At 36.7% G+C, this 23,656-nt stretch carries 24 protein-coding genes and 2 tRNA genes; 9 read left to right on the forward strand and 17 right to left on the reverse strand.

What is annotated here, in order from left to right; genetic code table 11:
• Positions 1–29: 29 nt before the first annotated feature.
• The 3 genes from ABWU87_RS10915 to ABWU87_RS10925 all read right to left on the reverse strand — a co-directional run bounded on the left by ABWU87_RS10915 (position 30) and on the right by ABWU87_RS10925 (position 1,990).
• On the reverse strand, positions 30–617 hold the full coding sequence (locus tag ABWU87_RS10915; RefSeq protein WP_353330654.1) for a tyrosine-type recombinase/integrase: 588 nt from the start codon (positions 615–617) through the stop codon (positions 30–32).
• Between the two features lie 157 nt (positions 618–774).
• Positions 775–1,797, reverse strand: coding sequence for a DUF3871 family protein (locus tag ABWU87_RS10920; protein ID WP_353330656.1), 1,023 nt, complete (start codon positions 1,795–1,797; stop codon positions 775–777).
• On the reverse strand, positions 1,757–1,990 hold the full coding sequence (locus ABWU87_RS10925) for a hypothetical protein (RefSeq protein WP_353330658.1): 234 nt from the start codon (positions 1,988–1,990) through the stop codon (positions 1,757–1,759). Before ABWU87_RS10925 ends, ABWU87_RS10920 begins: the two co-directional genes overlap by 41 nt.
• Positions 1,991–2,147: 157 nt before the next feature.
• On the opposite strand from ABWU87_RS10925, the gene ABWU87_RS10930 reads away from it, so the two are divergent.
• Positions 2,148–2,699, forward strand: coding sequence for a hypothetical protein (locus tag ABWU87_RS10930; RefSeq protein ID WP_353330660.1), 552 nt, complete (start codon positions 2,148–2,150; stop codon positions 2,697–2,699).
• A 113-nt stretch (positions 2,700–2,812) separates the two neighbouring features.
• Here ABWU87_RS10930 and ABWU87_RS10935 read toward each other — a convergent pair whose 3' ends face one another.
• The 14 genes from ABWU87_RS10935 to prmC all read right to left on the reverse strand — a co-directional run bounded on the left by ABWU87_RS10935 (position 2,813) and on the right by prmC (position 14,769).
• On the reverse strand, positions 2,813–3,622 hold the full coding sequence (locus tag ABWU87_RS10935; RefSeq protein ID WP_353330661.1) for a hypothetical protein: 810 nt from the start codon (positions 3,620–3,622) through the stop codon (positions 2,813–2,815).
• A 1,273-nt stretch (positions 3,623–4,895) separates the two neighbouring features.
• Positions 4,896–5,960 (reverse strand): hypothetical protein, encoded by a 1,065-nt coding sequence (locus tag ABWU87_RS10940; RefSeq protein WP_353330663.1) that lies wholly within the window; start codon positions 5,958–5,960, stop codon positions 4,896–4,898.
• 146 nt (positions 5,961–6,106) lie between these two features.
• Positions 6,107–6,970, reverse strand: coding sequence for a hypothetical protein (locus ABWU87_RS10945; protein ID WP_353330665.1), 864 nt, complete (start codon positions 6,968–6,970; stop codon positions 6,107–6,109).
• A gap of 78 nt (positions 6,971–7,048) precedes the next feature.
• The gene (locus tag ABWU87_RS10950; protein WP_353330667.1) at positions 7,049–8,254 is read right to left on the reverse strand and encodes a site-specific integrase; all 1,206 of its coding nucleotides are present in this window, start codon (positions 8,252–8,254) and stop codon (positions 7,049–7,051) included.
• 157 nt (positions 8,255–8,411) lie between these two features.
• Positions 8,412–8,495 (reverse strand) — tRNA-Leu (locus tag ABWU87_RS10955).
• A 14-nt stretch (positions 8,496–8,509) separates the two neighbouring features.
• Positions 8,510–8,582 (reverse strand) — tRNA-Gly (locus tag ABWU87_RS10960).
• A gap of 73 nt (positions 8,583–8,655) precedes the next feature.
• Entirely contained in the window at positions 8,656–9,099 is a 444-nt protein-coding gene (locus ABWU87_RS10965) for a hypothetical protein (RefSeq protein WP_353330669.1), read from the reverse strand.
• A 13-nt stretch (positions 9,100–9,112) separates the two neighbouring features.
• A complete protein-coding gene (locus ABWU87_RS10970) occupies positions 9,113–10,111 on the reverse strand; it encodes an aldo/keto reductase (RefSeq protein WP_353330670.1) in 999 nt (332 codons plus the stop codon).
• Between the two features lie 25 nt (positions 10,112–10,136).
• Complete coding sequence (gene argH, locus ABWU87_RS10975) at positions 10,137–11,477, reverse strand: argininosuccinate lyase (protein WP_353330672.1); 1,341 nt, start codon at positions 11,475–11,477, stop codon at positions 10,137–10,139.
• Positions 11,478–11,499: 22 nt separating this feature from the next.
• Entirely contained in the window at positions 11,500–11,910 is a 411-nt protein-coding gene (locus ABWU87_RS10980; protein ID WP_353330674.1) for an SRPBCC family protein, read from the reverse strand.
• A 15-nt stretch (positions 11,911–11,925) separates the two neighbouring features.
• Positions 11,926–12,564 carry an orotate phosphoribosyltransferase gene (pyrE, locus tag ABWU87_RS10985; RefSeq protein WP_353330676.1) on the reverse strand — a complete coding sequence of 213 codons (639 nt, stop codon included), beginning with the start codon at positions 12,562–12,564 and terminating at the stop codon, positions 11,926–11,928.
• 222 nt (positions 12,565–12,786) lie between these two features.
• Positions 12,787–13,479: a ComF family protein gene (locus tag ABWU87_RS10990; RefSeq protein WP_353330678.1), complete on the reverse strand. Its 693-nt coding sequence runs from the start codon at positions 13,477–13,479 to the stop codon at positions 12,787–12,789.
• On the reverse strand, positions 13,457–13,936 hold the full coding sequence (locus ABWU87_RS10995; protein WP_353330680.1) for a regulatory protein RecX: 480 nt from the start codon (positions 13,934–13,936) through the stop codon (positions 13,457–13,459). Before ABWU87_RS10995 ends, ABWU87_RS10990 begins: the two co-directional genes overlap by 23 nt.
• Positions 13,933–14,769, reverse strand: coding sequence for a peptide chain release factor N(5)-glutamine methyltransferase (prmC, locus tag ABWU87_RS11000; RefSeq protein WP_353330681.1), 837 nt, complete (start codon positions 14,767–14,769; stop codon positions 13,933–13,935). The genes ABWU87_RS10995 and prmC overlap by 4 nt, the downstream gene beginning before the upstream one ends.
• A 35-nt stretch (positions 14,770–14,804) precedes the next feature.
• Here prmC and ribD point away from each other — a divergent pair, with 35 nt between their 5' ends.
• The 8 genes from ribD to murI all read left to right on the forward strand — a co-directional run bounded on the left by ribD (position 14,805) and on the right by murI (position 23,545).
• Positions 14,805–15,878 carry a bifunctional diaminohydroxyphosphoribosylaminopyrimidine deaminase/5-amino-6-(5-phosphoribosylamino)uracil reductase RibD gene (gene ribD / locus ABWU87_RS11005; RefSeq protein ID WP_353330683.1) on the forward strand — a complete coding sequence of 358 codons (1,074 nt, stop codon included), beginning with the start codon at positions 14,805–14,807 and terminating at the stop codon, positions 15,876–15,878.
• Between the two features lie 124 nt (positions 15,879–16,002).
• Complete coding sequence (locus ABWU87_RS11010; protein ID WP_353330685.1) at positions 16,003–17,352, forward strand: DUF6242 domain-containing protein; 1,350 nt, start codon at positions 16,003–16,005, stop codon at positions 17,350–17,352.
• A 78-nt stretch (positions 17,353–17,430) separates the two neighbouring features.
• Entirely contained in the window at positions 17,431–18,132 is a 702-nt protein-coding gene (locus ABWU87_RS11015; protein ID WP_353330687.1) for a DUF6089 family protein, read from the forward strand.
• A 6-nt stretch (positions 18,133–18,138) separates the two neighbouring features.
• Positions 18,139–18,870: an isoprenyl transferase gene (locus ABWU87_RS11020; protein ID WP_353330689.1), complete on the forward strand. Its 732-nt coding sequence runs from the start codon at positions 18,139–18,141 to the stop codon at positions 18,868–18,870.
• Between the two features lie 10 nt (positions 18,871–18,880).
• A complete protein-coding gene (bamA, locus tag ABWU87_RS11025) occupies positions 18,881–21,511 on the forward strand; it encodes an outer membrane protein assembly factor BamA (RefSeq protein ID WP_353330691.1) in 2,631 nt (876 codons plus the stop codon).
• A 23-nt stretch (positions 21,512–21,534) separates the two neighbouring features.
• A complete protein-coding gene (locus ABWU87_RS11030; RefSeq protein ID WP_353330693.1) occupies positions 21,535–22,050 on the forward strand; it encodes an OmpH family outer membrane protein in 516 nt (171 codons plus the stop codon).
• 60 nt (positions 22,051–22,110) lie between these two features.
• On the forward strand, positions 22,111–22,623 hold the full coding sequence (locus tag ABWU87_RS11035) for an OmpH family outer membrane protein (protein ID WP_353330695.1): 513 nt from the start codon (positions 22,111–22,113) through the stop codon (positions 22,621–22,623).
• 79 nt (positions 22,624–22,702) lie between these two features.
• Complete coding sequence (gene murI, locus ABWU87_RS11040; protein ID WP_353330697.1) at positions 22,703–23,545, forward strand: glutamate racemase; 843 nt, start codon at positions 22,703–22,705, stop codon at positions 23,543–23,545.
• The last annotated feature ends 111 nt before the right edge of the window (positions 23,546–23,656 follow it).

Here is a 23,656-nt window from a genome sequence, read left to right on the forward strand (position 1 = left end):
CATTTATAAATGTGTTCAATGATTTAGCTCTAGAAGCTAAGACAATCGTATGTTTCCATAATTTCCTCTTGCCTTAATCCCAAGTATCTCTTTGTAATGGCAACAGAAGAATGATTGAATAGCTCCATCAGCTTTATAAGGGCTAATTCTCCATTCTCCGCATTCAAATTATAAACCTGTCTGCCAAATGTCTTTCTTAGGGAATGGCAAGAGAAATTCTTCACCTTTAACTTGTACTTCTTCTTCGTCTCTTTTAAAAGGATGTTGATTCTCTGTACGGAGTAAACTGTACCTTTCTGACTTACAAGGATTGGTGCATTAATTCCAATCGGATTGATATGCTCGTAGCAATCTGCAATATGTTTCTGTAATTGCTGATTAATCCTAATAGTTCTGGATTTACCTGTTTTCTTTTCCTGTATGGTAAATTCCTCTACATTAAGAATCTGATTCCACCTAAGGAGCAAAATATCTGAAATTCGTAATCCCCAGAAAGAGCCAATTGATATAAGAAGAGACATCTTGTACTCTCCATCTCTAGCCAATTTCCTGACTAAGTTTGTCATTTCATCCCATTCTATATAATCGGCTGTTGTGATTGAATATTTTAGTGACATAATGTTCTGTATTATAAGTTTATAAGTGAAAGTGAATGTGTTTATTAGGAGACGAAATATAATCTGCTAATAATCAGTGTAATATTCACTAGTAGTAGAAGTGAATATCCTTTTAAAAGAAGAAGGATGCCTAAACAGACACCCTTCTCCCAACCAATCAATCAATGAACCATTTAAACTGTTCATCTCCGTGCAGCGCGTTATTAATTCCTTGTGCAATTTCTGTAGCATTCAAAGAACGGTCTAAGAATGAATCTATATATGAACTCTTATTGCTTCCTGTTAAAAGATTGTAGAATTTCCACATATTCAGATCATTCCCTAATGAACCAAAGTTCTCATCACTGATATAAGACCTAGCTACATTGTTTATCTGTGAATCAGTAAGCAACATTCTAGGTAATCGTTTCTGGTAACCTTGTGGCAAGCACTGATATAATCTCATCTTTCCTAAAATCTGGCAGAATTGATGTTCTGATAAATGAGAATCTCCTAATGATTGCATTAAGTGGATATGTTTAGCAGGATTGTACTGATTAAACAGTTCCAAAATAGCTTGGTATAAATCTCTGCTGCTTGTAACTCTTATATCGTTCTTCAATCCGTCCGTACTGACACACATATTGCAACAAACCTGATTCTTGAAACCAATAGCAACAGAAAAACGTTCTGCTGACTTCTTACTAAAAAGAGACTCTCTATTGAAGGCTCGTACTCCCGTAACTGATAAGTTTAGCCTATTTCCTTCAACTGTCTCATAAACGGTTGGAATATCAATGCTAAAAGCTGCTCGTTCATAGTATATAGTCTTATCAGATTCTAATAATTGGTTAGCAGGTTTGTGAATTGCTTGTGGAATGCGACCTTTTACCACATGTGAAGTCCTGATCTCTGGTTGCTCAATTCTCTCCCTACTAAAGAAACTCTGTGCTGCGTCATAGACCGTTTCTATAAATTGTGGATGAGAGATTGTTAATTCGTTGTCCTTGCTAAACACAGGAATAATGCAGTCTTTTACAAGGTGCTGTAATGTTACTTCTTGTGTATTTGCCTCTATGAAATGATTAGCTTTCCTTATAATGGGTTCATCTGTGATAATCTGTGCATCTTCTGCGTACTCATTAAAACTACTTGCTCTCCTAACTGTGCCATTGTTGGCGATAATCTGTAATGCTTCCATGATGAATAATTTTAAATTGATTTACTGATTGAATTGGATTGACTAAAACCATTTTAGCAGTGAATAAATTGCTGCATTTATAAGGAAACTGCGAATAGTATTTAGCCTTACTAAAACCTTCAGGAAGTTTGGAGGATAGTTTTTTGTTCTGGAAATAATGTTCTTCTTGGGGGTGCGGTACTCCCTCACTCATATAATTGATTTTTCCTTTTAAACGTAGGAGGGGGCTTTATATGTACTATAGTGGCGTTTGAGGCATTCTAATGTAAACAAATAGTAGGATATCTTATTTGTAGAGTTCATTATCAGAATTTTCTTCTTAACTTGCAGCTAATATAAACTGATAGAATATGGAGAGTATAAAAACTGTGTCTGATGAAGGCTTTGAGTTAAAAGAGGAATATTATAAGTATGATTATCAAGTAAATTTAACCAAGCAGCTAGATGAGTATTCTGAGGACTTTGATGAATTTCAGATAAACAGAATTGCATTATGGAAGCTGAACAGATATTTCCACATTGACGAAGAAACTCTGGATAAAATTAACCAGGTCAAACCTACAGATTCAGAACTGAATGAGAATTTGACATTGGAGATTTTGGATGGGTTACTTAGAACGGACGGCATTCGGTTAGCTATGGCCTCTACAATTCTCCGTTTCAAGAATCCTAATATTTATCAGATCATTGACCAGAGGGTATGTAGAATTTTAGGAATTGATAGCTTTACAAAACTTACTAGCTCAAAGAAGATAGAGGAACAGAAGGAATTGTATCTAGCTTATTTAAAAGAACTACGTAAGATCTGTGTTGAAAGGAATGTTGAATTTATCAATGCTGATAGGGTATTCTACAATGCTGATAAAGATATCAATCGCAATGTAAAACTGACTGGCTACTAATGATAATGTCATTTATTAGAACTACTAAACAATCCTAATTCTTGTAATGTAGTAAACTTATATGAGTATAGAAAAAGCTCCAGACCTTTTTGCTGATCTGGAGTTTTGAATTATTACAGTATAATAGTAATAGGTTCTTTTTCCTTCTTTTTCTGCTTCTTCCCAACGAATCCTGATAGCAGTGATTTCATAAAGGCATGCATATTTCCAATTCCCTCAAAATTCTTCTTTTTGTACTTCTTATAAATCATGCATTCTCTGGAAATAGGCCCCCCCTTGCTTTCATTATTTGCTATCATATTATCGAAGCCAGCCATAGTTTCTTCTACAAACTTATCCTTTGGCAAGTCAATTATGAAGCTTTCCACTTTTAGTATCTTCCAATCGCCAAATTCATCGAGCAAATCTAATTCTTTTAGCTGTTTAATATAAGAGGATATAGTATTGTGATTCATGTGGATTAATTCTTCCAGTTTTCTCATTGACAGTTTAATGATGCAACTATGAGGCTCCGCTGCACTGAATAGTTTTAGCAAAAATCCCCTTAGCTTTAAATCTAAAGTGTTATATTCATCATAGAAGGCTCTATCAATTCGTCTGTAATGTTGTTCTTTTACAGGATTGAAGATGTATTCATTCCTGCTTCTGTCTTTACGACCACTGTCGATCTTATTGATCTTGACTTCTCCTGTCGCTTTCAATTTATCATTAAACGACTCCGAATTGCTACCTCCTTTATAGTTAGTAACTTTTTCTCCAACAAAATAAGCTAATTGATCTAAAGTGGTGTCTGTATTTAAGGCGGTTTTATCAGCAGTTAGTAGTAAAACGTATGTTCTGTAAACATCTGCACATCTTAATTCCTGAATCAAATTATTACTCATTACAGTGTAACTTTTAAATGGTAGTCTTTCGTAACTCATAAGGCAAACGCTCAGTATGTTTAATTAAGATAATTTTGTTGGTATTTAGTAAGAATCTCATTTTAGAAGAAGATAATCTGTTGATTTTCCTAAGCTCTCTGAGCTTGTTGTATAATTTCTCATTATATAGCCACATGTAGTTGTTTAATTGTATTGTTATTAATGGGTTACTTTTGAAAGTTCGCCAGAATCTTTCAATGGTCTTAATGGAATGTAGTATAAGGAATGTAGACAGGAGGTGAATAAACACGCACTCGAAAGGTGAATAAGCACACGTCCCAAGAGGTAAATAAGCACATCTGCAAAATCTAATCTTATTTGGTTCTAATTTCCATCTTTTGCTTGATTAATAAGCAAGGTCTTGTAATTTTAGGTAAATTGTCAAAACCTTGCCATTTATCTGTCTTCTTGTTTTCATATAATTGTTAAGACTTGCTCATAATCCAATATGAACTTTGTTATCTTTTGCTCCCTGTTTGAGGGCTTTTTCTCTGATTTGTTCGTAAGTGTATTCCTGCATCTTTAGTGGGATTAAGTAAGAAAAAAATAGAAGGGAAATTTTATGTACTTTGGGAATCTGTAAAGAAGTATCTTTGTAGGTTTTACCCAAAGGTACAAAGATTTAGGTAAGTGAACAAATGTTAAAACCTCATCCTTAAAAAATAAGGAAAAAGTTTTGTAATAGATGAATTGTAGGGTAGGACAAACTCTAATTTGGGTTTAAAACAGCTAACCATTATATAGATTTGTCCTACCGTATTTATAGTAATGGAGCATTCAGTAAATAACCACGTTCTCTCTTTTTTCCAATTTTGCAAGGGTCTGCATCAAAATAATCTCTTATAGTTTCACCACGGATAGGTTTATTAGGGTGAATTTTCAGTATTTCAAAGATTCTGTTGAATTCAAACACAATATCTGAACACTTGTATTTATATCCTGTTCTAAAACTGTTTTTGATTAATTGAACAGTAGAATTGCATTTCATTTGCTTAAGAATAAGAACCTCCTTCATTTGCTTCTCCGAATAATTCGCCTCCTCAATAGCTTTTTTTCCAAGTACCTCATAAGCTTCAACCAGTATAGGGTCAATTTTCCTTATTTCATTAAATTTGATCGTTTACAAGTACTACCAGTAGCTCAAGTTTTAGGACAAGCGGTTGAAGTCATAAAACTTAGGTTTTCTAGGTATTATATAAGGCTTAAATGGCAAACCCTAAAAATTTGAGTAGAAAAGCCAACCTGTCACATTGGCTTTCCCTTTGATTTAAAATCATTTTTTAGATGCTTCTTTAAGCATTTCTACAAAATCCAACTCATCTTTGATTGATTTCAACTTACTGTTATCAAGATTTAAACATTTTAATTTGTCTAATGCATTAAAAGCCCTCTTTTCTGTTGTTGAGCTAGCAAAGCTATTAAAACCTTTTATGAAGTAACGTTTAGTAATAAAGGAAACATCCATATTAGCAGCTTTACATAAATTTACAAACTTATCTCCTCTTTCAATATCTATTTTAGTACCTTTAGGAAAAGTTACTTCACTCCCCTTTAATGCATTATCAATCTGCTTCTGAGGTAGATTCTTACTTGTGTAAATCAATATTGTGGTAGACGGGTTAAAGCCCTCATTTAATAAATTTGCTACACTTTTGAATAGTTGTTCTTTTGCGGTTAAAGATGTTACAATCAATTTTTCTTTTTTATCCCAGCTGCTGCCAACATTATTTATATCTACCAGATATTCACCAACATTCTCAATATCTCTAACGTGAACATTAGGGATTACTCCATCATATTCCCCTGTTGCAAATAGTTTAGCAAATGCTACAGACCTGTGCTGCCCATCAAGGATTACAAAGTAGTTTTCAGCCTCTTCTTCTGTCAATATATTACCATTAATGCTTACAACTTCATAGCCAGCTTCAATAAGCTTCTTAGCATTAACGACTATGATAGGATATGCCTTTTCATATTTTCCACTGGCGATTATTGCAATGAAGCCATCTACTTTCTTAATATTAATTGGTCTATTGTTTTTCACAAAGGCAATCTTTTTCTTTTGTTCTGTCCTTTCGCCAGTTTCGTCATCTACTACATTAAATCTCAGAAACTCTTTGCCTATATTCTCATTAAATGTATCAGGCTTATCCAGTTCAACATTAGAGTTATCTGCTGTATTTTGTTGTTCATCAATTTCCTTTTCACTTACATTCTTCTCTTCAACATTATCCAACGTACTCTCTTCATTCTTTACTACTCTTTCCTGTTCTTTCACGATATTCATAGCTACACTTGCACTTTCTTGGTTCTTTCTTTTTTTCTTATTCTTTCCCATGATTTATAATTCTTTAATATTAAAAAATCGAATTGTACAATCATCAACTTGGCGCCTTATCGTTTCTGATTACGTTGCAAAGGTAGAATGAAAACAAGAAAATGGCTAGAGTAACTTTTGTTCTCTACTTTTTACTCTACTGTAAATCAAAACATTAAACCATCTTGAAATGTAATTTTAAAGTCCACGAAATCTCTCATTAGTTTATCGAATGTAACATTGTTATTGTTCGTACAAACAATTGTAGGGTCACCAAGGAGTAATTTGCAGAGGTATAATGTACATAAAGCAAAATCTCTTTCAGCTTGGATAAACTTTACTTCTGCTGGTTTATCTATCTTAGTAGGAAGATTATCTAGCAACGTTTTTACTAACAAATATTGGATAGTTCTTTCTCTAATCCTTTTGGGGTCCCGTTCAAGAAGGCCTTGGGATATTAAATTGTTGGACATATAGAACTCTAGCAAGGATTGAATAAAGGCAGAATTATTAAACTCAATATTCTTACTATTAACCTTTATATTCATTGATAATTTGACTTCAGGGTCTTCTTTGAGTAAAGATAGGATAGTATTTACCTTTGCACCACAAGTTGTAATCTGCTTCTCACTCCAAGACTTAATTATGCGAAATAAAAATGCTATAAATTCAAATGTTGGTTGAGGTTGTAAACCTAACTTGGATATGGCTTCCTGAATCAATGAGAAATTATTAAATTCATCTTCTGTAAAAGGCAATTCTTTTAATTGAGAATCTCTAGTGTAATAATATTTAAAGGGAGCTTGTAATGGCTGGTATTCTTCATCAAAGAATGGAAATTTTCTACAGTATATTCTTATGTACTCAATCTTATCTAAAATTGTTTTTCTGCTATCTTGTGGGTATTCATTTATGAAGTTAGCTTCAAAGTGCATCTCCATATCTGAAAGCATTTTCCAATCAATAGGAACTATGCCTTCTTGTTCTTTAATAGGGGTGTTAAAGTATTCCAGAAATAAATGATTTGTCATGGTTACAGTTTTTTGAAGTTTATCGCAAAAGTAAGAAATTAATCCCACTCCTTTATAAGGAGAAGGATTAATCAGCGCTTAAAGCAAATTTCTCATTGCATCTTTCATTTGTGAGTTGTCAAAGCTATCCAAGTAAATCTGCGTTACTTTCTCAGAACTATGCCCCAACGATTCACTAATGATTGAAGTTGAAACTCCAGATCGTTTAAGTACTGTGGCAAATGAATGTCTTGCAACATAGGTAGTAAGGTCAATGGGAATTCCTAATTCCTTTCCTATATCCTTTAAATGTCTATTTATATCTGCAATTACATCATGCACTCTATATCTTTTCTGCATGTCTGTTTTATGAGAATCAAACAGTATTGGAAACAAATATTTCCTATTTTCACTATGATAATTCTGAATTATATGAATTGCCTTTTCTTGCAAAGGAAGCTTAATCAACTTTTTGGTCTTTCTTCTCACATAAACCAGTCTACTATCATTAAGATTATCTTTAGTAAGGAAAGCTATATCAACAAAGTTAATCCCTCCCATCAGATATGAGAAGGTAAATAGATCTACTGCCATGCGTTTATAAAAACAGCATGAAGCTACATTATAATTGATAACTTTAAATATCTCATCTTTATTAATCGCTCTTTTTGCTGTAGCTTGGTGTAGTTTAGAAACTTTAAATGATTTAAAAGGATAGTATTCTGCCTTTACAATATTTACCTCAATTGCTAGATTGTAAATTGTCCTTAAGGTTCTAAACCTTATTCCAATCGTATTTTCTGCCAGCTGTTCACTCCTTAACCAAGTTTCATATCTTTTTAACCATATAACATCGATGTCTGAGAAATAGATGTTCAGGTGTTTATTAAACCTTATTAGAGAATTGTAAACCTGCTGGGTGGAAAGCATATATCCAAGTCTACCCTCCTCTCTAAGCCTCTGAATTTGCTCTAAAAATAAGCTATTCACTGTTCTAGATTTAACTTTTCCCTGAACATCTTCTACTAGTTTACTGGAAGTGAAGTCTTTATCTTCAGATTTTAGTTTAACAATTTGTTCTGAGAACTCCTTACTCTTATTTGCTATAATCTTGTTAATAAGCTCCTTGTTAGGACAATTGTTTTTAGGCTTACTCTTCTCAAAATCCCAATAGACAGGGTTTATAGAAATTCCCAAACTTTTGTACTTCTTAGTACCATCCTTACACACACGAATCATTAATGGATTTTCACCATTTGAAAGAGTTTTAGACTTGTAACATAGTACATTAACTGTAACACTCATGAGTCTTTTGGTTTAACTCTTGGTTTAACTCTCAGTTTAACTCAGACAGTATTTCCATTGAAAATATAAAAAAGAAGTAGTTAAGAAGAATTGGGGGATAAAATTAAAAAAGCTCCGTAAATTATTCATTTACGAAGCTTTTAAGGATGCACCTTTGTACCCGAAGCGGGACTTGAACCCGCACAGCTGCAATAGCCAAAGGATTTTAAGTCCTTCGTGTCTACCATTCCACCATCCGGGCATCTCGGTAGAGAGAGCGAAAGACGGGATTCGAACCCGCGACCCTAACCTTGGCAAGGTTATGCTCTACCAACTGAGCTACTTTCGCGTTTTTACGGGTGCAAAGATAAGTGGTTTTACTATTCCTGCCAAATAAATCATGTACTTTTTCAACATTTTCTTTAATTGGAGATATAAAGCTTATCCTGACCTGAAATATTTACGTAATATTTTTTCAGATATTCAGTCCCTACCCCATTAGGAGCCCCATTATTATTCAAGTCATATTCCGTTTTACACTTAGGGCAAACAGCCTTTCCTAACCCATCAGCAGATATTTTAACTACAATATCCCGACTTGCTTCTACCGGACATGCAGCATCAAAAGCACAATACCCATTAAAGTAGGAGTTCCCGATAATAATCCCCCCATATCCTAGCGGCAAGTTAAATTTGTTTTTCGTCTCCAAAACAAACTGCCCTGAAATTCTTAATGGTTGATACTTTGCCTGCAACATATCCACCTCAAAAACAAAATTCCCTACATTCGGAATACTGGAATGAAAAGAGTCGCCACATGAGATGGTAACAAACAACAATGTTAGCAAGACAAATGCTTTTCGCATAACAACTTAACAATTAAAATGGAGAAATTAAGGATTCAATCCGGATAATCTCTTCAGGTGTAAACGACAGATTCTCTACTGCTTGAAGGTTATCTGCCAATTGCTTTACAGAACTTGCACCTACAATAACCGAGGTAACTCTTTCATCTTTCAGTACCCATGCCAGAGCCATCTGAGCTAAAGTCTGCCCCCTGCTTTCTGCAATCTCATTCAACTGCAGAGCCACTGCTATTTTATCTTCCGTGACCTGATCTCTTTTCAGGAAACCGGTCACCTTTGCCGCACGGGAATCTTCTGGAATGCCATGCAGATATTTATTTGTCAGCAATCCCTGTGCCAGAGGCGAGAAAGCAATAAATCCAACTCCAAATTCGGCTGCTAAGGAGAGGGTACCATTCTCAATTTCGCGATCGAACATGCTATATCTGGATTGGTTAATCAGACATGGAACACCGTTTTCTTTTAGCATCTGATAAGCAATCCTGGCTTTTTCTGGAGGATACTTGGATATCCCCGCATAAAGAGCTTTCCCCTGCTTTACTATATCAATCAGAGCCTGAATGGTTTCCTCAACCGGAGTTATTCCGTCGTATCGATGAGAGTAAAATATATCAAAGTAATCAAGCCCAGTCCTGCGAAGGCTCTGGTCAATGCTTGCCATCAGATTTTTCCGAGAACTTCTGTCGCCATAGGGGCCTGGCCACATTTCATGACCCGCCTTGGAAGAAACAATGATTTCATCACGATACGCATCAAAATTATTCCGGAAGATCCTTCCGAAATTAATCTCGGCAGAACCGGGAGACGGTCCGTAATTATTTGCCAGATCAAAATGGGTTACCCCATGATCAAATGCATATCTAAGCATATCGGTAGCTACACCAAAATCGTCAACATCACCGAAATTATGCCACAACCCCAAAGAAATACGGGGAAGTAACAATCCGCTGTTTCCGCAATATTTGTATTGCATCTTGCCGGAATAGCGATCTGTTGCAGGTTCGTATCCCATAATATTATATTTTAAGATTTCAGAATTATCTTCCTAAAAGTGCGTTTTCCGCCTGAGTGATCTTGCAGAAATTAAATTCGTCAACCACTTTCTGCATTAACAAAGAAATTTCATCATTGCAAAGGTTGCCAATACTTCCTTCGTGAGTGTGATTCACTCTCTTTTCGTGAGTAAATTTACCCGCTTCAATATCGAAGCCCACCTTTTTATATGCATCCCGGAATGGAATTCCTTCAGCTGCAAGACGATTAACTTCTTCCACGCTAAAGATAAGCAAATATTTATCATCATCGAGTATATGCTCGTTGACTTTTATTTCATTCATAATGTATGTGGTCATCTGCAGACAATCTTTCAGTTCCTGAAAGGCAGGAATAAAGATTTCTTTTATAATCTGCAAATCTCTGAAATATCCTGAGGGCAGATTATTCGCAATCATCATAATTTGTTGCGGCAGTGACTGAATTTTATTGCATTTGGCCCGGGTAAGTTCAAATACGTCGGGATTCTTTTTGTGCGGCATGATACTGGAACCAGTAGTACATTCATCAGGCAGTTTCACAAAGTTAAAGTTCTGACTGTTGAACATACAGGCATCGAAGGCCAGTTTAGAGATTGTACCCGCAATGCTTGCCAGAGCAAAAGCCACATTTCTTTCCATCTTTCCACGCCCCATCTGTGCATAAACCACATTGTAATTCATGGATTCGAATCCCAGCAATTTGGTTGTCATGGTACGGTTTAACGGGAATGATGAGCCATAACCAGCAGCAGAACCTAACGGATTGCGGTTGCACATTCTAAATGCCGCTTGAAGAAACATCATATCATCCACCAGACTTTCTGCGTAAGCACCAAACCACAGTCCAAATGAGGAGGGCATAGCAATCTGAAGATGGGTATAACCAGGCATCAGCACCTCTTTGTATCGTTCGCTCTGGGAAATTAAAACCTGGAACAGCTGTTCCACCATTTCAGCAATCTCGTGTATCTGAGTTCGAGTGAAGAGTTTTAAATCCAATAACACCTGATCATTCCTTGAGCGACCACTATGTATCTTCTTTCCGACATCTCCCAATTTGCGAGTCAACATCAATTCAACTTGAGAATGAACATCCTCCACACCTTCTTCGATTACAAACGTACCGTTTTCGGCAGTGAAATAGATATTCTTCAGTTCCTCAAGAAGAAGATGAAGCTCGTCAGTAGTAAGCAGACCGATGGTTTGAAGCATAGTAATGTGTGCCATCGAGCCGATTACGTCATGTTTTGCAAGATATATATCCATCTCGCGATCACGACCAACTGTAAATTTCTCAATGTCCTTGTTTACTTGTACACTCTTCTCCCAAAGTTTCTGCGCCATAATTTTTGATTTTATTTTCTTATTAATAAGAAATTTGAGACAGCATTTCTACCATCTTTTCTAAACCGTCCTTCAGCGGTTTTTGTATCATCCCTTTAATAAATGGATTTACATCCGCTTTGATGGTTAGTCTTACTTTACACTCATCTGTTGCAGTAGGAACAATTTGTATCCATAAGTTAAACGGCAGAGGAGAGTTAGTTGTCTCAAACTTTATACATTTTTCAGGTTCACGTTCGCAAATACGAAGTGTTACCTGCCCTGCGGGTGCTACATTGAAACTTAAACTATCGGAATCAAAACTGATATCCTTGATTTTATCTGCCGGCAACCGATCTTTCACTCCTTCCAAATTCTTTAAATCGGAAAGTTTACTATATACACGTCCCTGAGCATAAGGAATAACCTTTATACTGCTTTCAAATTGAGTCATACTATTGTAAATTTGTTATTTTTCAGGGTTCCAGTGTGCCGGGTCTTTCCTCCAGTCCTGCAATGTAGAAATATCATCTTCTGCAATATAGCCGGTGCGAAGAGCAACGTCAAGCACAGCTTCATAATTGGTTAAAGTAACCAATTCCACTTTGGCTTCTTTGAATGCTTTCACTGCAACATCAAATCCGTAAGTAAATGCTGCCACCATACCAATCACTTCACATCCATCACGACGGATAGCTTCCACTGCTTTCAGGCTACTACCACCTGTTGAGATAAGGTCTTCAACCACTACCACTTTCATGCCCGGACGAAGTTCTCCTTCAATCAGGTTCTCTAAACCGTGATCTTTCGGTGTAGAACGAACATAAACGAATGGCAGATTCAATTCTTCTGCAACCAATGCTCCTTGAGGAATAGCTCCTGTTGCAACACCTGCTATAGCGTCTACCTGACCAAATCTTTCCAACACCAAACGACAAATCTCAATTTTAACAAAATTGCGAAGAGATGGATAAGAAAGAGTTTTGCGATTATCGCAATAAAAAGGAGATTTCCATCCTGAAGCCCAGGTAAAAGGATTTGCCGGCTGCAGCTTAATGGCCTTAATCTTTAGCAGTCTTTCTGCAAATAATTTCTCTAAAGTATTCATGACTTAATAAACTATAATTATTTTCGCAAAGGTACTGAAACTCGTTGAATGTGATATAAACAACGCGGATATTTTTTCATTTATTAATGTTCTTGAATCAATTCACTACCCAAAAAATAAAAAACGGAATATCAGCCTATCTATTTGTCTAATTCTGATATTCATTTAATGAATAACAACTGTACAAACCTGAACTGAACCAAACTGTATAGCGAGAATTGATCAAGCCACGGCAAGAGTGGCAACACTGACCTTTGCATCTGCCTGTTCGGTGAGGATCACTGCACATGAAACAAGAGTAGCTCCGGTAGTGAGTACATCATCTATTAAAAGCAAGTGCTTCCCTTTTATCTCGACATTCGGGTTTACATGAAAAGCATTGCGCACATTTTCCCAACGTTCGAACACACTCTTTCTTGTCTGCGAACTACCATCGTCAATCCTGGTCAGCAGATCGGATTTTACAGGAATGCCTGTAGCCCGTGAAAGCCCCTGAGCAATCCACTCACTTTGATTATAGCCCCGTTTCCTCTTTTTCTTTGGATGAAGAGGCACAGGAACAATCAAATCAATTCCCTGAAAGAAGCCTGAAGCAAGAAGCTCTTTCCCCATGCAACGCCCCATCACTTCACCCAATCCTTTATCCCCTAAATATTTCAGGTGATGAAGAATACGATTGTAATCACTTCCTTTGTTATAAAAGAAAAAAGAGGTAGCCCGTTCAACTTCAGCCTTTCCCCAAAAGCGTTGCTCAACTTCATTATCGGACTGAAGATGGTAATTCGTCCGAGGCATACGAGAGTTGCAAATAATGCAGACACCCTCCTCTCCTTTTGCCAAAGCCCCACTGCAAACAACACAGGATTTGGGAAACAAGAGATTAAAAAAAGAATCAATCAAGTAAATCATATTCATCTGACAACTGAAGACATTTTCTTATTATATTCATCTCAAAGCCGCGACTCAAAGCAAACCTGATAAGTTTCATGTTAAGCTGATAATCATCGTTATCACGAATGGATTTTCTTTTCGAGCTTAGCAAAGACCGAAGTACATTCATATAATCGCGTTCTTCAATCTCTTCCAGATATCTGGAGAAAACAGAAGAAGGAATCTTTTTCATGTAAAGTGCCTGGGAGATTTTCATGCGCCCCCATTTATTAAACCGGAATTTATCGTTTACAAAGAAACGACAATAACGCTCTTCATCTATAAACCTTTCATCCAATAAGCGTTTAAGGATTTTCTCTTGTGTTTTAACATCTACTCCCCACTGAACAAGCTTGGAGGTAACTTCAGAGCAGCAACGTTCTGATGCCGTACAATAAGCTGCAGCCTTATTCAGGGCTTCTTTTTCGGTCAATTCATTCATCGTATTGCTTTAACAATTCTATCCTTACCCGACAGATCTTTAATAATATTCACCTCCCTATATCCTATCGACTCTAATAAATGGGTCGTTTCCTTACCAAACGCCTGATTTATCTCAAAATAAAGTTTCCCATCATCTGTCAACATTTGCAATCCCTTTTCTGCAATCCTGCGATAAAAAAGAAGCGGATCTTCATCAGGTACAAAAAGAGCCAGATGAGGTTCCCACTCAAGAACATTTGCTTCCATTTCTTCTTTTTCAGAGACCGTAACATATGGAGGATTGCTTACAATCACATCAAATTTCTCATCTTTAGGCTGATATTCAAGCACATTTATTTGTTGAAAGAGTACCGAGGTTTCCAGCCTCGCATTATTTTTCATGGCTATTTGTAATGCTTCAGAAGAGACATCCCATGAATGAACCTCGGCCAAAGGAAGATAATGAGATAGCGAAATAGCAATGCATCCGCTCCCACTTCCTATATCGAGAATCCGGGAGGAACATCCTAAATTCTCCTGGATTATAAGAGACACCAACTCTTCCGTTTCCGGACGAGGGATTAGCACAGACGGAGTAACATGAAAGTGCAACCCGTAAAACTCAGTAAAACCTAAAACATACTGAATAGGTTCGTGTTTTTGAAGGCGAGCAAGAATCTCCTCAAGTTCTTTAAGTTGATTTGCAGATAATTTAATATCTTTGCCCATATAAATATCAAGCATTTTCAAATGAAAAACCTCTGTGAAAATTATTTTAGTGAAGCTCCGAATCTCTGCTAATGAGTAGATTCCAGCAAGAGATCTTTTGATATGTGATTCAACTGCATGCATAACTAATGGTTTACATGCAAAAGTATAGAAAATAAATGAATAAAAACAAAACGATAACAGAAGAAGAAAAATATATCTCCCGATGTATACAGCTTGCCAGACAAGGAATGACCGGAGCGCCTCCTAACCCAATGGTTGGAGCGGTAATTGTGTACAATGGAAAAATAATCGGAGAGGGCTTTCACCGAAAATGCGGAGAGGCCCACGCTGAGGTAAATGCAATTAATTCTGTCAGAAATCAATCCCAATTAAAGAAATCGACCATCTATGTAAGTTTAGAGCCCTGCTCCCACTATGGAAAAACACCACCATGCGCTGATTTAATCATTGAGAAAGGAATTCCCAATGTGGTAATAGGCTGCAAGGACCCTTTTGCCAAGGTGGCTGGGCGTGGAATAAAAAAGCTTAGGGATGCAGGGATCAATGTCACAGTGGGAATACTGGAACAGGAATGCTGCAAGCTAAATAAACGTTTCATTACTTTTCACTCCTGCAAGCGCCCATATATTGTCCTGAAATGGGCCGAGTCGGTAGATGGATTTATCGATGTGAAAAGAAGTGGCGGTAAACCAGCAATACTTTCAAGCCCGTTGACAAGCATGTTGGTGCATAAACGGAGGGCGGAAGCTGACGCAATTATTGTGGGTACCAAGACAGCTTTACTAGATAATCCGACCCTTAATGTAAGGCATTGGTATGGGAACAATCCACTCAGAGTGGTAATAGACAGAACTTTAAAAATACCAGACCATTTCCACCTCCTTCAAAATGACCTTCCTACCTGGGTAATAACAGAAAAAGAACATGCTGACAGTAGTATAACAACATACAAAAAAATCGATTTTACGGATGAGCTTTTACCCCAACTCCTTACTGAACTTCACAAAAACAACATCCAGTCGATTCTTGTTGAAGGAGGAGCCACTCTGTTACAATCTTTCATCAATAAGAAATTGTGGGACGAAGCATTTGTTGAGAAGACAACCATCAGTCTCAATGAAGGAGTTAAAGCACCTCACATCGATGCAATCGTTTATTCTGTTGATGAACATTTCAGCACTCCAATATGGCACTATTTTAACGAAAATGAGACTTCTGAAGGGATATAATACATTATTTATCGAAAAAACAACACATTATATCTATAAATATTTATAAAACTTATCCTGAAAGAAGAGCAGAGAGAAAAAATCTGTTATTTTTGCACCTTGTAAATAAACAAAGTAATTCCAAATGAAAATAAATATCTTATCAATATTAGTCAGCATATTTGTTGCATCACTAACATTCACATCTTGTTTAAAATCTGATGGCGTGAGCAGTTTTGAAACTGACCCTACAATTAAAAGTTTTTCATTTGATTCAATCCGAATCGATTCTATAAAAAGTGCAGTTGGAAAAGACTATCCATTTTCAATCGATCAGATTGGCACAGGTGACACTGCACTGATATATAACACGGACTCGTTACCAGTCAACTCAAAAATATCAAAAGTCAAAATCAACCTCACTACAGCAGGAGGAATTACATACCAGAAGAATGGGAAAGACACAATCTGGAACACAACCGACACACTTGATTTTACAAGACCTGTTTGCTTCACAATTCACGCTTATAATTCAAACGGAACAACTATAAAGAAAATTTATAAAATTTCTATCAATGTGCATAAACAAGACCCCGATTCACTTAACTGGGGTATTAATCCGTATTATACCGGCACAGGGATCATCGGAAAGCAGAAGAGTCTTATCCTGAATAACAAAATATATGTCTTCAATGATGACGGAAGTGCACAGATAAAAGTAACTTCATCTGCAATGAATGACGGAAAAAGCTGGAGCAACCTACAAGCGATCGCTGGAATTAACGGCAAAGCAGATTACTCATCAGTGACCTCTTTTAACAATAGTCTCTACCTTGTTTCTGAAGGAAATGTTTATTCATCAACAAACGGTATTAGCTGGTCATTGGTTAGCAGTCTGAGTGACAAAGTAAAAACATTGCTTGTATCCTTTGACGGACGCCTTACCGGAATTAAGGGAGTTGGTTCCGAAACCAGATTCTGCGTAACTACAAATGGTCAAACATGGGAAAACGGAGAAGTCGTTCCGGCTGAGTTCCCAAAATCTAATATCTCAGCAACTTCTTACCCGCTTAAAACCAATGCAAATATTCACAGAGCAATTCTGGTGGGAGACAATTCTGCATTAGGTTCCGCCGACACAATTGCTACTCCGTGGTCTTCATTTGACGGGAAAGATTGGGCTGCTCTGAAAACAGATGCCGGCTATTGCCCTAAAACAAATAACATTTCTATCATATACTATAATAATCAATTTTATACATTCGGAGGTTCTGGACAGAATGGTTTTAAAACATTCTACGAATCAAAAGATGCACGAGTTTGGACGAAAGTAAAAGAGAAAGTTTGCTTTCCTGTATCTTTTACTGGAAGAGGAGATTACTCGTATGTAGTAGACAACAACAATTTTATCTGGGTTATATGGAGTAAAACAGCTCAAACAAATGATGAAATATGGAAAGGAAGAATCAATTCATTGGGCTTCGTAACTCAATAATTATGATAAACAAATGTAATTTATAAACTAAATCAGCGTTTTGTTAATAGAATAATCAAACTTATAAAACATGTAGGTATGGCCTTTATTAATAAAACGCTCATTATATTTGCACTGTTAACCTTCACACTGCCCAACTTTATTCAGGCGCAAGAAGATGAATATAAGATGGAAGCAGGTGGAATGTTCGGAGGCAGTTTTTATATGGGAGATGCAAACACATCAACTCCTTTTAAAAACATGCAATTTGCTGCAGGAGCTATGGCAAGATTCATACTAAATCCGCACATGGCAATTAAGGCAAACTTAGTAATAGCAAAGATTGCTGGAAATACAGCCGATTTAAAAAATAAATTCCCAGGGAATAATCAGGTGAGCTTCAATCGAAACATTTTTGATTTAGGAGCTCAATACGAATACAATTTTCTGGGATACGGGATGGGGCAGGAATACAAAGCCATTAAAAGATTCACTCCTTATATATTAGGAGGAATGGGATTCACCTTTGCACCAGCACCAGCTAAAGGAGTTTTTACCGTTAACTTCCCTATAGGACTGGGTGTTAAATATAAAATTGGCAAAAGACTTAATATTGGATGTGAAACTACCATGCGATTAAGTCTCTCTGACAATCTGGATGTAACAAACAAAGAAGGATTGATTCTGAGTGATCCGTACGGAATAAAGAGTACAGGTATGAAAAACAAGGATAGTTACTCATTTACTACGTTATTTATCACTTATGATATATTCCCGAAATGTAAAAAATGTAACAATTAAGGTATTATGCCATATAACGAAGAATTAGACATTACCCGAATTCCCAAACATATTGCCATCATTATGGACGGTAATGGCAGATGGGCAAAGCAACGTGGACACGAACGAAGTTTCGGACACCAAGCTGGAGCTCAGACCGTACATATTATCGCAGAGGAAGCTGCAAAATTAGGAGTAAGATATCTTACTTTATATACCTTCTCTACAGAAAACTGGAACAGACCAGCTAATGAGGTAGCGGCTATCATGGCATTGCTATTTGATTCAATTGAGGAAGAGATATTTATGAAAAACAATATCAGCTTCAGAATTATTGGTGACATGGGTATGTTACCGGAAAATGTAAGACACAGCCTGCTTCAATGCATTGAAAGAACATCTGTCAATACCGGGATGTGTCTGGTGCTAGCATTAAGCTACTCTTCCAGATGGGAAATTACTGAAACGACTAAACAGATAGCCCGCGAGGTTCAGCAAGGGAAATTATCAATAGATCATATTACTGAAGATTATATTTCTTCCCGGCTGACCACAAACTTCATGCCCGATCCGGATCTTCTAATCCGCACAGGAGGTGAACTCCGCTTAAGCAACTATTTGCTATGGCAGGCTGCCTATTCTGAGTTATATTTCTGTGAAACCTTTTGGCCTGATTTCAGGGAGGAAGAGTTCCGGAAAGCAATCTATGAATTTCAAAAAAGAGAACGCCGTTTTGGCAAAACAAGTGAACAAATATAAAATAAATAAAATGCATTATCGTATTTCCCGAATACTACTATCAATTTGCCTGTGTTTATACGCATTCTCAGGCTACGCACAAGAAAAGAGCGATTCAGTTACTTCTGCAAAGCCAGTAATTGTGTATTCAGCTTCTCCCAAAAAATATGAAATCGGAGGAATTACCGTTTCCGGAGTTAAAGAACACGAGGATTACCTATTAATAGGCTTATCTGGATTGGCAGTGGGACAGGTTGTATCTGTTCCAGGTGACGAAATTACGCAAGCTATTAGAAGATACATGAAGCATGGTCTTTTTTCAGATGTGAGCATTACTGCCACTAAGATAGTAGATAATAGGGTTTACCTAAATATTGCCTTAAAGCAACGTCCTCGTATTTCTGAAATACATTATAACGGGATTAAAAAATCAGACAGAGAAGATTTGGAAGCCAAACTGGGGCTTGTAAAAGGGAGCCAGATTACTCCAAACCTGATTGACCGCGCTAAAATTTTAATCAAGAAGCACTTTGACGAAAAAGGGTTTAAGAATGCAGATATAGAAATCGTGCAAAGAGATGATGTCTCAGATGATAATAAAGTTATCGTAGATGTCAATATTGACAAGAAGGACAAGGTTAAAGTTCATAAAATTACAATAGAAGGAAACAGCGCTATTTCAGATAAAAAGTTGAAGCGCGTAATGAAGAAAACGAATGAAAAGGGGAAACTAGTCAATCTTTTCAGAACCAAAAAGTTCGTAAACGAAAAATTCGAGGAGGATAAACAGCTTATTATAGACAAATACAATGAACTGGGATATCGAGACGCACGCATTGTTACAGACAGCGTATCTCCATTCGATGATAAAACAGTTGATGTGTTTATCAAAGTTGAAGAAGGTGATAAATATTACCTCCGTAATATTAGCTGGGTAGGCAACAAATTATACCCTACAGAACAACTTAACTTTCTGTTAAGAATGAAGAAAGGGGATGTTTATAATCAAAAGTTATTGAATGAACGAATTAGTTCTGATCAAGACGCTATTGGTAATTTGTATTATAATAATGGATATCTTTTCTATCGCCTGGATCCCGTTGAAATAAATGTCGACAATGACTCTATCGACCTTGAAATGAGGATATATGAAGGCCGTCAGGCAACAATCAACAAAATAAAGATCAACGGAAACGATCGTTTGTATGAAAACGTTATACGTCGTGAACTTCGTACAAAACCTGGACAATTGTTCAGCAAAGACGACCTTGAAAGATCCATGCGTGAGATTGCTCAGATGGGCCACTTTAATCCTGAAAATATCAAACCAGACATCCAGCCTGATGAAATGAACGGGAGTGTAGACATCGCATATAATCTGGAATCTAAGGCAAACGACCAGGTAGAATTCTCTGCAGGTTGGGGACAAACCGGAGTTATAGGAAAGTTGAGTCTGAAATTTACCAACTTCTCACTAGCCAACTTACTGCATCCTGGAGAAAATTACAGAGGGATCCTTCCACAAGGAGACGGTCAGACTCTGACAATCAGTGGTCAAACCAATGGTTCTTACTATCAATCATACAGCGTCTCGTTCTTTGATCCATGGTTTGGAGGAAAACGTCCAAATTCATTCTCCGTCTCGGCTTTCTATTCAAAGCAGACCGACATTAGCAGCCGCTATTATAACTCAGCTTATATGAACAACTACTATAATAGCCTTTATGGTGGTTATGGTGGATATGGCAGTTATGGTGGATATGGCAATTATGGCAACATGTCTGATTACTATGATCCGAACAAATCAATTCAGATGTACGGACTTTCGGTTGGTTGGGGAAAACGTTTGAGATGGCCGGATGATTACTTCACCATTTCTGCAGAACTCTCATATCAGAAATACATTTTGAAAGACTGGAGATATTTTCCGGTAACAAACGGAAACTGCAACAACATAAGCATGAAGTTGGCATTGGCTAGAAGCTCTTCTGACAACCCTATCTATCCTCGCCGTGGATCTGACTTCTCGTTGTCAGTTCAGTTCACTCCTCCTTATTCTCTATTTGATGGTGTAAATTACAAATCATACAACACCAGCAATCAGGATGACATGAACAAAATGCACAAATGGATTGAATACCACAAGTGGAGTTTCAAATCAAAGACATATACCGCTCTTACAGATGGAGCAAAATGCCCGGTACTTATGACCAGAGCCGATTTTGGTTTCTTAGGACATTATGACAGATATAAAAAATCGCCTTTTGAGACATATGACATGGGAGGTGATGGTATGACAGGATATTCATCTTACGCTACTGAAAGTGTTGCATTACGTGGATATGAAAACAACTCACTTACTCCGACTGGATATGCAGGTTATGCTTACACTCGTTTAGGCATTGAGTTGAGATATCCGTTGATGCTTGAATCTTCAACCAGTATTTATGCGTTAGGGTTTGTAGAAGCAGGTAATGCTTGGCATGATTTGAAAAACTATAATCCGTTCGACCTGAAGCGTTCAGCTGGTGTCGGAGTACGTATCTTCCTGCCAATGATTGGTATGATGGGTATTGACTGGGGTTACGGTTTCGATAAGGTATTTGGTTCTAAACAATATGGCGGAAGTCAGTTCCACTTTATTTTAGGACAGGAATTCTAAATATAAACTTAATACGAAGAGTTATGAAAAAGTCTATTCTTTTATCAGTGTTGTTATTCGCCTTTTCATTGGCGGCAAGCGCACAAAGGTTTGCTTTGATTGACATGGAATATATCCTGAAAAATATCCCAGCTTATGAAAGAGCGAACGAACAATTGAACCAAATTTCAAAAAGATGGCAAAGTGAAGTCGAGACTTTATCTAAAGAGGCTGAAACACTATACAAAAACTATCAATCGGAAGCTGTTTTCCTTTCTGAAGAACAAAAGAAAAAGAAAGAAAGTGAGATTGTAGAAAAAGAAAAAACCGCTGGCGAGCTGAAGCGCAAATATTTTGGTCCGGAAGGAGAACTTTACAAGAAGCGCGAAAGCCTTATTAAACCTATTCAGGATGAAATCTATAATGCCGTAAAAAGTATAGCCGAAACAAAAGGATATGCAGCAATAATAGACAGAGCATCAGCAACAAGTATTATTTTTGCTTCGCCGCAAATAGACATAAGTAATGAAGTTCTGACAAAATTAGGATATTCAAATTAATTTCATACATTTGCATCCATTATATAAACTAAATTGTAATCATTAATAAAAAATAAAATTATGCTTAAAAAAATTGCTTTAGTACTATTGTTCGCACTCCCTGTGGGAGCATTCGCCCAGACATTTAAGTTCGGACATATGAAATTCTCTGAAATTGTAACTGTAATGCCGGAATATATCAAGGCACAGTCAGACTTACAAGCTCTACAGAAACAATACGCCAGTGAAATTAAAAGAACGCAAGATGAATTTAATAAGAAATATGCAGAATTTATAGCTGCAAAAGACACCCTTCCACAAAATATCTCTGAGAGAAGACAAAAGGAACTGCAGGATATGGCTCAAAGAGGACAGGAATATGAGCAGGAAGCTCAAGCACAGCTACAAAAAGCTCAGGAAGAAAAAACAGCTCCAATCTTTAAAAAACTGGAAGATGCTATTACTGCTGTAGGACAAGCTGAAGGATTTACTTACATTTTCGATGTAAGCAACAAAACAATTATTCCTTTTGTTAATGAAAAAACAAGTATTGATGCAACTCCAGCAATCAAAGCAAAATTGGGAATTAAGTAATTGTTCATTGATTAATTGATATCACATAAGAAAGGATGATAATGCTATCATCCTTTTCTATTATATATACCTCAGTTAAATGAAAAAAGAATTATCAAAAAAAGCAGGTGCAATAGGGATTTTCGATTCCGGATATGGCGGACTTACCATTTTGAATCAGATAAAAAACTCAATGCCAGAATACGATTATATCTATTTAGGTGATAATGCACGGACACCTTACGGCACACGTTCATTTGAAATTGTTTATGAATTTACTCTGCAAGCTGTCACCAAGCTTTTTGAAATGGGGTGCCATCTTGTAATTCTTGCCTGCAATACAGCCTCAGCGAAAGCATTGCGAAGCATTCAAATCAATGATTTACCAAGCATTGATCCAAACCGTAGGGTGTTGGGAGTAATTCGTCCAACCGTAGAGTGCATCGGAGATATCACCCACTCAAGGCATGTCGGCATCCTGGCGACTACCGGAACCATCAACTCCTGCTCTTATCCACTCGAAATCCACAAGCTTTATCCAGAGATTACCGTTAGTGGAGAAGCATGCCCTATGTGGGTCCCTTTGGTCGAAAACAATGAATACAACTCACCCGGAGCTGATTATTTTGTAAAAAAACACATTGATAGCCTGCTAAACAAAGACCCTGAGATAGATACGGTTATTCTGGGGTGCACTCACTATCCATTACTTTTATCTAAAATTAAGCAATATCTCCCCGAGGATATAACAATTGTTTCTCAGGGAGAATATGTGGCACAGAGTTTATGGAATTATCTGAAACGGCATCCAGAGATGGATAAGCTCTGCACCAAAAACAGTACATGTAAATTTTTAACCACAGAATCAGAAACTAAGTTTTCAGAATCTGCGTCAATATTTCTCAATCAGAAAATAGATGTTGAAAGAGTTATTATTGAATAATTTATATTTATAACTGATAAATATTTATTAAAAACAGATAAATGTCCGATAAAACTTAATTTGAAAATATTTTTTTGCTTTAATGATATATTAACCATATCTTTGATTTTT

The organism is Bacteroides sedimenti, assembly GCF_040365225.1.
Lineage (GTDB): Bacteria > Bacteroidota > Bacteroidia > Bacteroidales > Bacteroidaceae > Bacteroides > Bacteroides sedimenti.